Origin of the sequence: Prevotella sp. P5-50 (assembly GCF_002251295.1) — a bacterium.
Classification (GTDB): domain Bacteria; phylum Bacteroidota; class Bacteroidia; order Bacteroidales; family Bacteroidaceae; genus Prevotella.
Map to the genome: position 1 here is coordinate 13,538 of NZ_NPJA01000019.1, position 15,360 is coordinate 28,897.

12 protein-coding genes and 1 tRNA gene are annotated in these 15,360 nt (G+C 46.5%); 12 read left to right on the forward strand and 1 reads right to left on the reverse strand.

The genetic code is table 11. The features are described 5' to 3' along the window. Positions 1 to 11: 11 nt before the first annotated feature. From CIK88_RS03860 to ftsZ, 9 genes are read left to right on the forward strand one after another with little or no spacing between them, the layout of a single operon-like run. On the forward strand, positions 12 to 1,466 hold the full coding sequence (locus tag CIK88_RS03860) for a UDP-N-acetylmuramoyl-L-alanyl-D-glutamate--2,6-diaminopimelate ligase (RefSeq protein WP_094434643.1): 1,455 nt from the start codon (positions 12 to 14) through the stop codon (positions 1,464 to 1,466). An 8-nt stretch (positions 1,467 to 1,474) separates the two neighbouring features. Further along, complete coding sequence (locus tag CIK88_RS03865; RefSeq protein WP_094434645.1) at positions 1,475 to 2,746, forward strand: phospho-N-acetylmuramoyl-pentapeptide-transferase; 1,272 nt, start codon at positions 1,475 to 1,477, stop codon at positions 2,744 to 2,746. Then, a complete protein-coding gene (murD, locus tag CIK88_RS03870) occupies positions 2,743 to 4,074 on the forward strand; it encodes a UDP-N-acetylmuramoyl-L-alanine--D-glutamate ligase (protein ID WP_094434647.1) in 1,332 nt (443 codons plus the stop codon). Before CIK88_RS03865 ends, murD begins: the two co-directional genes overlap by 4 nt. A 33-nt stretch (positions 4,075 to 4,107) precedes the next feature. Continuing rightward, positions 4,108 to 5,379 (forward strand): FtsW/RodA/SpoVE family cell cycle protein, encoded by a 1,272-nt coding sequence (locus CIK88_RS03875; protein WP_094434649.1) that lies wholly within the window; start codon positions 4,108 to 4,110, stop codon positions 5,377 to 5,379. A 33-nt stretch (positions 5,380 to 5,412) separates the two neighbouring features. Continuing rightward, positions 5,413 to 6,528: an undecaprenyldiphospho-muramoylpentapeptide beta-N-acetylglucosaminyltransferase gene (gene murG / locus CIK88_RS03880; protein WP_094434651.1), complete on the forward strand. Its 1,116-nt coding sequence runs from the start codon at positions 5,413 to 5,415 to the stop codon at positions 6,526 to 6,528. Further along, positions 6,518 to 7,897, forward strand: coding sequence for a UDP-N-acetylmuramate--L-alanine ligase (murC, locus tag CIK88_RS03885; RefSeq protein WP_094391739.1), 1,380 nt, complete (start codon positions 6,518 to 6,520; stop codon positions 7,895 to 7,897). Before murG ends, murC begins: the two co-directional genes overlap by 11 nt. A 22-nt stretch (positions 7,898 to 7,919) precedes the next feature. Beyond that, a complete protein-coding gene (locus CIK88_RS03890) occupies positions 7,920 to 8,678 on the forward strand; it encodes a cell division protein FtsQ/DivIB (RefSeq protein ID WP_094391738.1) in 759 nt (252 codons plus the stop codon). 15 nt (positions 8,679 to 8,693) lie between these two features. Beyond that, positions 8,694 to 10,139 carry a cell division protein FtsA gene (gene ftsA / locus CIK88_RS03895; protein ID WP_094434653.1) on the forward strand — a complete coding sequence of 482 codons (1,446 nt, stop codon included), beginning with the start codon at positions 8,694 to 8,696 and terminating at the stop codon, positions 10,137 to 10,139. Between the two features lie 19 nt (positions 10,140 to 10,158). Further along, positions 10,159 to 11,472 carry a cell division protein FtsZ gene (gene ftsZ, locus CIK88_RS03900; protein WP_094435028.1) on the forward strand — a complete coding sequence of 438 codons (1,314 nt, stop codon included), beginning with the start codon at positions 10,159 to 10,161 and terminating at the stop codon, positions 11,470 to 11,472. Positions 11,473 to 11,779: 307 nt separating this feature from the next. Here ftsZ and recO read toward each other — a convergent pair whose 3' ends face one another. Then, the gene (gene recO / locus CIK88_RS03905) at positions 11,780 to 12,505 is read right to left on the reverse strand and encodes a DNA repair protein RecO (RefSeq protein WP_094434655.1); all 726 of its coding nucleotides are present in this window, start codon (positions 12,503 to 12,505) and stop codon (positions 11,780 to 11,782) included. A gap of 105 nt (positions 12,506 to 12,610) precedes the next feature. Between recO and CIK88_RS12350 the strand changes: the two genes are divergently transcribed. The 3 genes from CIK88_RS12350 (at position 12,611) to gyrB (ending at position 15,218) form a co-directional block, all read left to right on the forward strand. Then, a tRNA-Glu gene (locus tag CIK88_RS12350) sits at positions 12,611 to 12,682 on the forward strand. Between the two features lie 174 nt (positions 12,683 to 12,856). Continuing rightward, positions 12,857 to 13,111 carry a 30S ribosomal protein S20 gene (rpsT, locus tag CIK88_RS03910; RefSeq protein ID WP_094434657.1) on the forward strand — a complete coding sequence of 85 codons (255 nt, stop codon included), beginning with the start codon at positions 12,857 to 12,859 and terminating at the stop codon, positions 13,109 to 13,111. 136 nt (positions 13,112 to 13,247) lie between these two features. Beyond that, positions 13,248 to 15,218, forward strand: coding sequence for a DNA topoisomerase (ATP-hydrolyzing) subunit B (gene gyrB / locus CIK88_RS03915; protein ID WP_094434659.1), 1,971 nt, complete (start codon positions 13,248 to 13,250; stop codon positions 15,216 to 15,218). The last annotated feature ends 142 nt before the right edge of the window (positions 15,219 to 15,360 follow it).

Here is a 15,360-nt window from a genome sequence, read left to right on the forward strand (position 1 = left end):
TAATAAGGTATATGAAACTTAGCGAACTGCTGAAATCCGTCAGCATCCTGCAAATAGCAGGACCGGCAGAAACCGAAATTACAGGCGTGAATATCGACTCACGCAAAATAGAGAAGGGACATCTCTTTGTGGCTATCAAAGGCACACAGACTGATGGACACAAGTTCATAGCCAAAGCCATAGAACTGGGAGCAACTGCCATTCTCTGCGAGGATATGCCTGAGGAAAAAATCGAAAGCGTAAGCTACTTGCAAGTGGCTTCAACCGAAGATGTGGTAGGTCAGGTGGCAACCAATTTCTACGGCAATCCTTCTAAGAAGCTCAAACTGGTGGGAGTTACTGGCACCAACGGTAAAACAACCATCGCCACATTGCTCTACAACATGTTCCGTAAGTTCGGACACCGTTGCGGACTGCTTTCAACCGTCTGCAATTATATTGAAGACGAAGCCATTGCAGCCGATCATACCACTCCAGACCCCATCGAACTCAATCATCTGCTCCACCGCATGGTTGAAGCTGGATGCGAATACGCCTTCATGGAGTGTTCAAGCCATGCCATTGCGCAAAAACGTATCGGCGGATTGACATTTGCAGGAGGCATCTTCACCAATCTCACACGCGACCACCTCGACTATCATAAGACTTTCGAAAACTATCGCAACGCCAAGAAGGCATTCTTCGACGGACTGCCCAAAGAGGCTTTTGCCATCACCAATGCCGATGACAAAAACGGTAGCGTCATGGTTCAAAACTGCAAAGCCAATATCAAGACCTACTCCATACGCCAAATGGCTGACTTCCGCGCACACATTATCGAATGTCACTTTGAAGGCATGTATCTCGAAATCAACGGTCGAGAAGTAGGCGTGCAATTCATCGGTAAGTTCAACGTCAGCAACCTTTTGGCTGTCTATGGCGCTGCTGTCATGCTGGGCAAGAATCCCGAAGACGTTCTCGTTGTGATGAGTACGCTGAAAAGCGTGGCTGGACGCTTGGAGCCGATTCGTTCCAAAGACGGAATCACAGCCGTAGTAGATTATGCACATACTCCCGATGCATTGGAGAATGTACTTAATGCCATCCACGAAGTACTCGAAGGCAAAGAGGGACACGTCATCACAGTTTGTGGCGCAGGAGGCAACCGCGACAAAGGCAAACGCCCGCTCATGGCACAAGAGGCTGTCAAACAGAGCGACCGCGTCATCATCACCAGCGATAACCCACGCTTTGAGGAACCACAAGATATCATCAACGACATGTTGGCGGGCCTCACTCCTCAACAGATGAAGAAGGTCGTGAGCATCGTCGATCGCAAAGAAGCTATCCGTACCGCCTGCATGATGGCACAAAAAGGCGATGTCATCCTCATAGCAGGTAAAGGTCATGAAGACTATCAAGAGATAAAAGGCGTAAAACATCATTTCGACGACCGCGAAGTGGTCAGTGATATTTTTAACTCATAATTCAGACTATGTTATACTACCTGTTTAGATTTTTAGAAGGATTCGACATCCCAGGAGCACATATCTGGTCGTACATTTCCTTCCGTGCACTTCTGGCATTAATTCTATCGCTGGTCATCTCGGCATGGTTCGGCGAGAAATTCATTCGCTGGATGAAGCGACACCATATATCAGAAACTGCTCGCGACGCCAGTATCGATCCCTTCGGTGTGGAAAAGAAAGGTGTGCCTACCATGGGCGGTATTATCATCATCGTAGCCATTCTGGTACCTGTCCTACTGTTGGGCAGAATGCGCAACATCTATCTCATTCTGATGATTGTCACTACGGTATGGTTGGGATTCCTTGGATTCCTCGACGACTATATCAAGATCTTCAAAAAGAACAAGGAAGGTCTAAAGGGCAAATATAAGATTGTGGGGCAAATCAGTATTGGCTTCATTGTGGGATTAACACTTTGGCTGAGTCCTGATGCTGTAGTACGGGAAAATATATCTGTACAAAAACAGAATCAAGAAATTGTTATCAAGCATAAGACTGAAAATGTCAAGTCGCTGCAGACGACTATTCCATTCTTTAAGAACCATAATCTCGATTATTCCAACATCATGGCATTCTGCGGAGAACATAAAGTTGCAGCCGGATGGATTCTCTTTGTCGTTATGACAATTATAGTAGTAACGGCTGTGAGCAACGGCGCAAACCTCAACGACGGTATGGACGGTATGTGTGCCGGCAACTCGGCCATCATTGGTGTGGCACTTGGAATCTTTGCATACGTCAGCAGTCATATTGTCTATGCGGCATACTTCGACATCATGTATATTCCCGGTTCACAGGAACTTGTAGTATTCCTATGTGCCTTCGTCGGAGCCATGATAGGATTCCTATGGTATAATGCCTACCCTGCACAGGTCTTTATGGGCGACACAGGTTCGCTGACGATCGGCGGCATTATCGGTGTATGCGCAGTCATCATCCATAAGGAATTGCTGTTGCCAGTTCTCTGTGGCATTTTCTTCATCGAGAGTCTGAGTGTCATCATCCAGACCCAATGGTTCAAATGGCAGAAACGTAAGGGCAAGCGCGTACGTGTGTTCCGTGCCACACCAATCCATGACACATTCCGCCGACTTGATTCACAACTCGACAGTACCAGTACCTATCTGTTGCGCAACTGGCCACATCGTCCGTTCCATGAATCTAAAATTACCATCCGTTTCTGGATTACAACCATTATATTAGCAGCAATAACGATTATAACATTAAAAGTAAGATGAGCAGAATCGTAGTATTAGGTGCCGGAGAAAGCGGTGCAGGCGCCGCTGTACTGGCCAAGAAAGAAGGTTTCGACGTGTTCGTCAGCGACATGTCGAAAATTAAAGACAAGTATAAAAAGCTGATGGACGACCACCATATCGAATGGGAGGAAGGTCAACACACAGAGGATAAGATTCTCAATGCCGATGAAATTATCAAAAGTCCTGGCATCCCTGACACAGCACCAATGATAGTTAAAGTGAAGGAGAAGGGCATTCATATCATCAGCGAGATAGAATTTGCTGGTCGATACACCGATTCGAAAATGATATGTATTACTGGTTCAAATGGTAAAACTACCACAACGAGCCTCATCTACCATATCTTCAAAGAGGCTGGATACGATGTAGGATTGGCAGGCAATATCGGCAATTCGCTGGCACTTCAAGTGGCAGAAGATCCACATGCCTATTACGTTATCGAACTGAGTTCATTCCAGTTGGACAACATGTATGACTTCCGTGCCAACATTGCCATTCTGCTGAACATCACTCCAGACCATCTCGACCGATACGACTTCTGCATGCAGAATTATGTAGATGCAAAGATGCGCATCATCCAGAATCAGACACCTCAAGATGCCTTCATCTTCTGGAACGATGATCCCATCATCCATAACGAACTGAGCAAATATGACATCAAAGCCATACTGTATCCTTTCTCCGAACTGAAAGAAAAAGGAAGCATCGGTTACATCGAAGAAGGAGAATACAAGATTGAGAAACCCGAACCATTCAACATGGAGCAGGAGTCTCTCAGTTTGACGGGCAAACACAATATCTACAATTCGCTGGCTGCAGGTATCGCTACCAACATAGCAGGTATCAAGAAAGACATTATCCGCCAGTCGCTCAGCGACTTCCCCGGCGTAGAGCATCGCTTGGAAAAGGTTTGTTCGGTACGTGGCGTCCAGTATATTAACGATTCAAAAGCCACCAATGTGGATGCATGCTGGTACGCATTGGAATCAATGAAAAACAAGACCATCCTCATCATTGGCGGAAAAGACAAGGGCAACGACTATAGTCCTATCATCCCATTAGTAAAAGAGAAATGTGCTGGCATTGTATATCTTGGAGCCGACAATAAGAAGTTACACGACAATTTCGACAATCTCGGAATACCAGTACGCGACACCCATTCTATGAAAGAATGTGTAGAAGCCTGCTACGAAATGGCAGAACCGGGTATGACTGTTCTGCTGAGTCCGTGCTGTGCATCATTCGACTTATTCAAAAACATGGAAGACCGCGGCGAACAGTTCAAGACGCTGGTCAGAAATTTATAACACATCATAGAAGCTATATCAACAACAAAAGCAATGAACTTTAAGATCAGCAATATCTTCAAAGGCGACAAGGTCATCTGGATGGTCTTCTTCTTCCTCTGCATGGTCAGTATCGTCGAAGTTTTCTCGGCTTCAAGTCAACAAACCTACAGAAGTCAGAACTACATCGGCCCTATCGTGTTTCATGCAGGAACCATCATCGCTGGCTTTGCTGTTGCACTCGTCATGCCACTTATACCTTGTCGTTATTTCAAACTGATGATAGTACCGCTATTATTCCTAAGCGCATTATTGCTGATTGTTGTATTAGTTGGCGGAGAAACCATCAACGGAGCAAATCGAAGTCTCAATATCATAGGACTGTCGTTCCAGCCATCCGAACTGGCAAAAGGAACGGTAGTGCTTGCAACTGCACAAGTACTGGCAGTCATGCAACGAGAAGACAGGGCCGATTTCAAAGCCTTCAAATACATCATGTTCTATACCGTTGGCATATGTATTCTGATTGGTCTTGAGAACCTTTCAACAGCCATGTTGCTCTTTTTCGTTGTAGCTTTGATGATGATAATCGGTCGAGTACCATGGAGACAACTGTTCCGTCTCTTTGCTTTATGCGCCAGTCTGGGAGTTGCTGTTCTTACTTTCGTCATGGTGGCGGGACATCAGGAAGAACCTGCCATGGAGAGTAAGGCCAAGACCGAAAAAGTAGAAGCCCCGAGAAAGAAAAATTTTGCCGACAAGATTCTCCACCGTGCTGATACTTGGAAAGGACGTATTCTGAGTTTCAATAAACCAGACGTAGCCCCAAAAGACTTCGATATACAAGGTAAGGATGCCCAGGTAGCACACGCCAACATAGCTATTGCCACCAGCAATATCATCGGCATCGGACCTGGAAAATCGGTAGAGCGCGACTACCTACCACAGGCATATTCTGATTTCATCTTTGCCATCATTATCGAAGAATTGGGATTGTTCGGAGCTATTGGCGTCATTTTCCTCTATACGGTATTGCTTTATCGTGGCATCCGCATTGCCAACCGATGTGAGAACTATTTTCCTGCATTTCTCGTCATGGGACTCACCTTATTGCTCGTAGTACAAGCCATAGCCAACATGGCTGTGGCAGTAGGTCTGGGACCTGTCACAGGCCAACCGTTACCATTGGTATCAAAAGGTGGTTCGTCAACGGTCATCAACTGCGCTTATATTGGTGTCATCCTCAGCGTCAGCCGTACGGCTAAAATCAAGAAAGACAAGAATGTTGATAAAAAATGCAACGAGAATTCGGCAATGACGAAATAAAGTTGTAATTTTGCAAAATACTATATATAAGGTATGAGTAAAGAGCTTAGAGTTATTATCAGCGGCGGCGGAACGGGAGGACACATTTTTCCTGCCGTGTCCATAGCTAACGCTTTAAAGACATTACGTCCAGATGCAAAAATTCTATTTGTAGGAGCATTAGGACGCATGGAGATGCAACGTGTGCCTGCTGCAGGCTACGACATCAAGGGTCTTCCCATCTGCGGTTTTGACCGTAAGCATCTACTAAAGAATTTCAAGGTGCTCTACAAAATATGGAAGAGCCAGCGCATGGCCAAGCACATCATAAACGACTTCAAACCGCAAGTAGCTGTAGGAGTTGGTGGATATGCCAGTGGCCCTACCCTCAACAAGGCTGCTGCTATGGGCATTCCCTGTCTTATTCAAGAACAGAACTCGTATGCTGGTGTTACCAACAAACTTCTCGCCAAGAAAGCCGAGAAAATTTGTGTAGCATATGACCACATGGAACGTTTCTTCCCAGCCGACAAGATTGTGAAGACGGGCAATCCCGTGCGCCAGTCTCTACTCGACACTACGACATCTCACGAAGATGCCGTACGTTCATTCGGTTTGGATGCCAACCGTAAAACTATTCTGTTGGTAGGTGGTAGCTTGGGTGCACGCACCATCAACGATAGTGTGATGCAGCATCTCGACCTCATTCGCAAGAGCGACGTACAGTTTATCTGGCAAACAGGTAAATACTATCATGCCGCCATTATGGATCAGTTAGCTCATGACGTTAGGCCTGACAATCTCATCGTTACCGACTTCATCAGCGATATGGGAGTAGCTTACAAAGCAGCCGACCTCGTCATCAGCCGTGCCGGAGCAAGCAGCATCTCTGAATTCTGCCTCATCGGCAAGCCCGTCATTCTCGTCCCCAGCCCGAATGTAGCCGAAGACCACCAGACTAAAAATGCCATGGCACTGGTAGATGCCGATGCGGCACTCTATGTAAAAGATGCCGAAGCAGCAACCAAGCTCTTGCCTTTGGCCATCGAGACAGTAGGCAACAATGCCAAGCTCACATCGCTTAAAGAGAATATATTAAAACTCGCACTGCCCGATTCGGCAGAAATCATCGCCAAAGAAGTGATAAGATTAGCAAACAATGGAAATTAAAGACATCAAAGCTGTATATTTCATCGGAGCTGGTGGCATAGGCATGAGCGCCATCGCCCGTTATTTCATACATCGTGGATTGGTTGTTGCCGGCTACGACAAAACCCCAAGTGCCTTAACTCTACAATTGGAACGTGAAGGCATGCTCATTCATTACGAAGAAAATATCGATGAGATTCCCCATGCCTGCAAGCAACCACAGACATGTCTAGTAATCTACACACCAGCCATACCTTCCGACCATCAGGAACTGCAATATTTCCGTCAAAACGGTTTTGAAGTAGAAAAGCGTGCACAAGTGCTCGGTACATTGACTCGTGAACACAAAGGCCTCTGTGTGGCAGGTACTCATGGTAAGACCACCACATCTACCATGTGTGCACATATCATGCATCAGAGCCATTTGGACTGCAATGCCTTCTTGGGTGGTATCTCCAAGAACTATGGCACCAATTACATTCTTTCCAATTCCGATTATGTGGTAATAGAAGCCGATGAGTTCGACCGTTCGTTCCATTGGCTTAGCCCATGGATGACAGTCATCACCGCTACCGACCCTGACCATTTGGATATCTACGGCACTAAGGAAGCCTATCTTGAGAGTTTCCGCCATTATACCGAACTGATACAGCCAGGTGGCAATCTCATCATCCATCGCGACCTTGAGATGAAGGAAAACCTGCAAGAAGGTGTAAACCGGTACGATTATTCCCTTCATGAAGGTGACTTCCATGCAGAAAATATTCGTATCGCCAACGGCGAAATCACCTTCGACTTCATATCACCCATCGAATGTGTGAAGGATGTACAATTGGGACAACCCGTGCCCATCAATATCGAAAATGGTGTGGCAGCCATGGCCATGGCACAGCTCTCAGGTTGTACAGCCGAAGAACTGCGCTACGGCATGCAGACCTATGGTGGTGTAGAACGTCGTTTCGACTTTAAGTTGAAGAACGACAAGATAGTATTCCTCAGCGACTATGCCCACCATCCTAAAGAGATTTATCAGAGTGCCAAGAGCATTCGCGAACTCTATAGCGACCGTAAGATTACTGCAATCTTCCAGCCGCACCTTTACACTCGCACAAGAGATTTCTATAAGGACTTCGCCAATGCGCTGAGTCTTTTGGATGAAGTCATTCTCACCGAGATATATCCTGCACGTGAACAACCTATCGAAGGTGTGACTTCACAACTCATCTACGACAACCTGCGTCCTGGAATAGAGAAGCACATGATAGCCAAATCAGATGTGCTCCAATACATCAAGGACCATTCGTTTGATGTACTCATCGTGCTTGGTGCCGGTGACCTTGACAATCAAGTGCCACAAATCACCAAGATACTGAAAGAGAAACAACAATAATAAACAACGTCAACAGCAAGTAATGAACATCAACTGGAAGAAATCCGCCATTATTGTGATAGATATCGCTCTGGCTGTCTATCTGTTTCTGGCCATCACGGTTTTCAATGAACCGCAAGATCAGAAAGCAGTATGCACCCGTGTGGATATCCGCATCACCGACGGAATGGCGGAGGGATTCCTTGGTGAGTCAGAAATAGAATCGCAACTGAAGGCCAATAAACTCTACCCACAGGGGCAGCCCATGTCGCAAGTCAACGTGCGAGCTATCGAAGAGTCGCTGTTACTCAATCCTTTTGTCAAGGAAGCACAATGCTATAAGACGCAAGGCGGTAAAGTCATCATTCTACTCAACCAGCGTCTTCCTGTCATGCGCATCAAAGCAGAGAATGGCGATGACTATTACCTCGACGAAAAGGGAAACGTAATGCCCAACACGCACTACACCAGCGACCTCGTCATTGCCACAGGTCACTTCAACAGGAATTACGCAAAGAGATATTTAGCACCTATCGGAGAGAACCTGTTGCATGACCGTTTCTGGAACAACCAGATAGAACAACTCAACGTATTGCATGACGGAACAATAGAGATGGTGCCTCGTGTAGGCAACCATATAGTCTATCTGGGACCACCCACCGACATTCCCCAGAAACTTACACGTCTGGAGAAATTCTACCGTTACGGCCTGAATGTCGCTGGCTGGAATAAATACTCCTACATCAATCTGGAATTCAACAACCAGATTATCTGCAAAAAGAACAAAACAAGCAAACCGTAAAATATAGATATAGAGATGCCAAAAGATTTTATCGTCGCAATCGAACTAGGATCATCCAAGATGACTGGTATCGCAGGAAAGAAGAACCTGGATGGCAGCACACAAGTGCTGGCCGTGGTGAAAGAAGATTCCTCTTCGTTCATCAGAAAAGGTTATGTGAACAATATCGACAAGACAGCCAAAAGCCTAAACAGCATTGTCAAAAAGCTCGAAACCCAACTCAAGACAAGCATCAAATGCGTATATGTCGGCGTAGGTGGGCAGTCTATCCGTTCAGTACATAACGTTATCACTAAAGATTTGCCTGCAGATACTATTGTGACGGAATCAATGGTCAACGACCTTTTGGATTCCAACCGCAATATGGAATATCCCGATTTGGAAACCATCGACGTTGCAGTACAAGAATACAAGGTTGATACACAAAACCAACTTGATCCTGTAGGCATTCCCTGTAGTCATATTGAAGGAAACTTTTTGAACATCCTTCAGCGCAAGACCCTCAACAATAATCTCAACCTCTGCTTCAAGACCGCTAAGATTAATGTTGCCGAACTATTCCTTGCCCCTCTTGCACTTGCCGATGCAGTACTGACCGAAGCAGAAAAGCGTTCAGGTTGCGTCCTGGTAGATCTTGGAGCCGACACCACCACAGTTAGTGTCTATTGGCAAAATGTGCTGCGCCATCTGGCAGTCATCCCATTGGGCGGCAACAATGTCACCAAGGACATCGCATCCCTGTCAATAGAAGAAAACGATGCAGAGGAAATGAAGCTGAAATATGCCTCAGCCTTTACTGATCCCAATGAAATCGACAATGAGAAGAAATACCCCATCGACAGTGACCGTCAGGTAGAAAGCAGTAAGTTTATCGAGATTGTCGAAAGTCGCATAGAAGAGATTATCGCCAATGTATTGTATCAGATACCCGACAAATACTGCGACAAACTGCTGGGTGGCATCATCCTCACCGGTGGCGGTTCTAAGATGAAGAATATAGAAAAGGCATTCCGTTCCTATACCAATATCGAAAAGATTCGCATTGCTAAGACCGTCAACATGACCATCACAGGCAACCAGCCCGAGATAACAGCCAAAGACGGAACAATGAATACCGTACTTGGAATATTGGCAAAGGGAGACATCAATTGTGCCGGTGGCGATCTCGCAAACAAGACCGACCTCTTTAGCACCGGCGAACATACCGCCACTGTCACACAAGGCATCCATCGTCCAGTACGCACAGTCGGCGAGATTCCTCCTGGAGTAGTTCCCACAGCAGACGAAAGAGCCCTTGCAGAAGAAGCCAAGCGAAAGAAGCAGGAAGAAGACAAAAAACGCGAGGCAGAAGTAGCAAAAGCCCGTGCTGCAGCCGAAGAGCGCAAGAAGAACAATCCTGTCGGCAAGATGATGGGATGGCTGAAGAAAGTCGGCCAGGAGTTTACCAAGGATGAAGACTAAACCACAAAATCAAAGAATTATGAGCGAGACAAATAATACAAACAATATATTGGATTTTGGCGATCCGGACAAGAGCAACAGCATCATCAAAGTTATCGGTGTAGGTGGCGGAGGCGGCAACGCAGTCAACCACATGTATCGGAAAGGCATCCACGATGTAACCTTCGTGCTCTGCAACACCGACAACCAAGCCCTCAACGACTCTCCCGTCCCTGTCCATCTGCAGTTGGGCAAAGAAGGACTCGGTGCCGGCAACAAACCCGCAAAAGCCCGAAAGGCTGCCGAAGAGAGCGCAGATGACATTCGAGAAATGCTCAACGATGGTACCCGCATGGCATTCATCACTGCCGGAATGGGCGGTGGTACAGGTACAGGTGCCGCACCTGTCATTGCACGCATCTCCAAAGAGATGGACATTCTGACTGTAGGTATCGTTACAATTCCCTTCCGTTGGGAAGGCACGCAAAAGATAGACCAAGCCCTCGACGGCGTAGAAGAAATGGCCAAGCATGTTGATGCCCTGCTTGTCATCAACAATGACCGCCTTCGCGAGATATATCCCGACCTGTCCGTACAGGACGCTTTCGGAAAAGCCGACGACACATTGTCAATAGCAGCAAAGTCCATTTCTGAGATTATCACCGAGCATGGACTGATCAACCTTGACTTCAACGATGTGAAGACCGTATTAAAAGACGGTGGTGTGGCCATCATGTCAACAGGTTACGGTGAGGGCGAAGGTCGTGTAAAGAAAGCCATCGAAGCCGCAATCAACTCACCTTTGCTCAACGAGAAAGATGTTTTCAACTCCAAGAAGATTCTTCTCAACATCACATTCGCAGGTGGAAAAAATGGCAACGGCCTGATGATGGATGAAATGGGCGATGTCAACGAGTTCATGGAGAAGTTTAGCGACTTTGAAATCAAGTGGGGACTTGCCATCAATCCTGAATTGGAAAAGAAGGTAAAGGTCACTATCCTTGCCACTGGTTTTGGTGTAGAACATGTGGAAGGCATGAAAGACCACATAAAAGACCGCTTCGCCCAAGAAGATGCCGATGCCATCGAAGCACAAGCCAAGAGGGAAGATCGCCGAGACCGATACTATCACGACACCCCCAACAAGACACGCTACCGTCGTCGCCCGCATATCTATCGCTTTAATGCCGAAGACCTCGACAACGAGAATGTCATCTCTGCAGTAGAACAAAGTCCCACCTACAAGCGCACACGCGAGATACTGGAAAACATCCACAACCAGGCAAACGGACATCCCACTACTGTAGATGAAACTCCGAAGGAAGACATACAGGGAACTATCGTGTTTGCATAACACCACATATCATATACAACCATCGGCGGACACCTTGTTGATAAGGGTGTCCGCCGATTGTATAATAACCAAGCTATCGAAATCCCATAACCATCACATTAATGATATACGCGCGCACACACGTACATATACGCACACGCGTAACTCATTCATTTTGTCAGCACCAAACATCTTCCTTGCTTAATCTTTTAATTGACAAGTCCTTACACAGATGTTCGATACATTTTCAACAACGTCTATCAACACCCATCGAACATCTATCCAACACCAGTCAGAGTTCGTTTAAACCCATGACACACACCAGCAATCAGTCGAACAATTGTTGCAACACCTCAAGACTCTTAAGCATAGGGAATCCCGGAATATGTATTCTGTAATATTCCACGAGCACTTCCGCAATACGATTTCGTTCATGTCTCGACATACGGAAAAGCCGCATGGTGGCAAAATTCATCCGCATCAACTGTTGCAACAATGCCGCATCGTCAGCCGCAATAAAGTCGTGATGCATAGGAACCGTCATAGAGAAACAACTGTTTCTCATATCAAACACACATCCTTCATGATAATCTTCAAGATTAGGAAAGAAACCCAGAAATCTTGAAATGCGCATGAGAAACGTCAGATGGAAGTTGGCATAACCGTCATTTGCAGCATCCAACCACTGCAATGAGTCACAAATATAATCATAGAGCGTCACATTGCGTTGCTCCGATCGGAGACTGTAATACAGGAACTCAGCAACAAAGAGCGCAATAGCTAACTTATCAGCACAGAGGCAAATGGAAGATGCCGGAGCCGTCAACCTCACGTCTTTCAGTCGTTGCAACTGCTGTCCAGACCTGAGGTCACAAGTCAGTTCCAACATAGTCATCGGTTGGAAATACTGCTTCTTCATCTTTCCCGTATTCTTGCTGCTTACAGTCACGGCAAACGCCATTCTACCCATTTCTTTGGTAAACATATCGACTATAATTTTCTTATCACCATATTTAATGGTATGCAGCACTATTGCGTCTGTTTTTGCTATCATGAGGGCGAAATTACAAAAAAAACACGAATAAAATGCATTTTTTTGCGAGAAAGTTTTGCAGAATAAAAAAAATGCCGTACCTTTGCACCCGCTAAGAAAACGCATGGTCCCTTCGTCTATCGGTTAGGACGAGAGATTTTCATTCTCTAAAGAGGAGTTCGACTCTCCTAGGGACTACAACATTTAAGTCCGCCATCTGCGCAGCGATGCGCTACTGATAATAATCGGGAAAAGGTGACGGAGGTTTTTATTTTAGGTACATCCTTAATAGAGACCGCCCAGGGCAGTTATTTTAACGCAAGACCCAGAAGCTTTAAATCAACATTATCAATTTTAAACAATTCAACAACAATGGCAAACCACAAGTCATCTCTTAAGAGAATCCGTCAGGACAAAGTTAAAGCCCTGCACAATCACTACTATGCAAAGACCATGCGCAACGCTGTTCGCAAACTGCGTGCCATGACCGACAAGGACGAAGCTACCAAGCTGTATCCTTGCGTACAGAAGATGCTGGACAAGCTCGCAAAGCGCAACATCATCCATAAGAACAAGGCAGCTAACTTGAAGTCAAGCCTCACCAAGTACATCAACAAACTCGGATAAAAACAATCCAAGAATATTCTCCCAAAGACCACATTCTGCAAAAAGGATGTGGTCTTTGTTATTTTTGTGCGCAAAAGATTCTGATAAGTCGCAGATTTTTTGTATCTTTGCAACCTATAATAGCTCTAAAATAACAATGGCAGAAGACATTACGAAAGAAAGCAACTATTCCGCGAGCAATATTCAAGTGCTCGAGGGACTTGAAGCCGTGCGCAAACGCCCAGCGATGTACATCGGCGATATCAGTGAAAAGGGTTTGCACCATTTGGTGAACGAGACCGTTGACAACTCCATCGACGAAGCGATGGCAGGCTATTGCACACATATTGAAGTAACGATCAACGAAGATGAATCTATAACCGTGCAGGATAACGGTCGTGGTATCCCCGTTGACCAGCACAAAAAAATGCACAAATCGGCCCTTGAGGTTGTTATGACCGTGCTCCACGCCGGTGGTAAGTTCGACAAGGGAAGTTATAAAGTCAGCGGTGGTCTGCATGGTGTAGGTGTAAGTTGTGTGAATGCACTTTCTACCCACATGATGTCACAGGTGTTCCGCAATGGTCATATCTACCAGCAGGAATACGAGAAGGGCAAGCCCCTTTACGACGTTAAGATTGTGGGCGACACCGATAAGACCGGAACTCGCCAGCAGTTCTGGCCCGATCCCAATATCTTTACCACCACCATCTACAAGTATGACATCATCGCCAAGCGTATGCGCGAGTTGGCTTATCTGAATGCCGGTATCACCATCACGCTGCGCGACATGCGTCCCGACGAAGAAGGCAAGACTAAGGAAGAAGTATTCCATGCCAAAGACGGTTTGAAAGAGTTTGTGCGCTACGTTGATCGCCATCGCACCCACCTTTTCGACGATGTAATCTATCTGAAGACCGAAAAGCAAGGAGTCCCCATTGAGGTTGCCGTGATGTACAATACCGACTATACCGAAAACATTCACTCCTACGTCAACAATATCAATACCATCGAAGGTGGTACCCACCTGACAGGTTTCCGTATGGCATTGACCCGCACGCTGAAGGCTTATGCCGATGCCGATCCGCAGATTTCCAAGCAAATCGAGAAGGCAAAGATAGAAATTGCAGGTGAGGATTTCCGCGAAGGTCTTACCGCTGTTATCTCTATCAAGGTAGCCGAACCACAGTTTGAAGGTCAGACCAAGACCAAGTTGGGCAACTCTGAAGTAGCAGGTGCCGTTCAGCAGGCAGTTGGCGAAGCATTGAGCAACTATCTGGAGGAGCATCCCAAGGAGGCAAAGCTCATCTGCGACAAGGTTGTTCTGGCTGCCACAGCACGTATTGCAGCCCGCAAAGCCCGCGAAAGTGTACAGCGCAAGAACCCCATGACGGGTGGTGGACTCCCCGGCAAACTTGCCGACTGTTCCAATAAAGACCCGAAGGAGTGTGAAATCTTCCTTGTCGAGGGTGACTCAGCCGGTGGTTCTGCCAAGCAAGGTCGCGACCGTCACTTCCAAGCCATCCTACCTTTGCGTGGTAAGATCCTTAATGTTGAGAAGGTTCAGTGGCATCGCGTATTCGAAGCCGAATCAGTGATGAACATCATCCAGAGTATCGGTGTACGCTTTGGCGTTGAAGGCGAAGGCGACCGTGAAGCCAATATCGACAAGCTGCGCTACGACAAGATCATCATCATGACCGATGCCGACGTCGATGGTTCACACATCGACACCCTCATCATGACATTGTTCTATCGTTTCATGCCCCAGGTTATTCAGGGCGGTCACCTGTATATTGCCACTCCACCACTATACAAGTGCACCTACAAGAAGATATCAGAATACTGCTATACCGACCAACAGCGCCAGGCTTTCATCGACAAATACGTGGATGGTCGCGATGACGATAAGAGTCTGCACACACAGCGTTACAAAGGTCTTGGTGAGATGAATGCCGAGCAACTGTGGGAGACGACAATGAATCCTGCCAACCGTTTGCTCAAACAGGTTACTGTCGAGAATGCCGCCGAGGCAGACGAAATCTTCTCCATGCTTATGGGCGACGACGTAGAACCACGTCGCGAATTCATCGAGAAGAACGCCACCTATGCCAATATTGATGCATAAAGGCCAACTACCATATCAACACGAGGGCGGAACCAGCAATGGTGTCCGCCCTCGTGTCTATCATTTTGGAGGTCTATCACACAGATTACAGATGTGTCAAAGACTAACATAACAACTTATACCAACATCAAAATTACGCCTG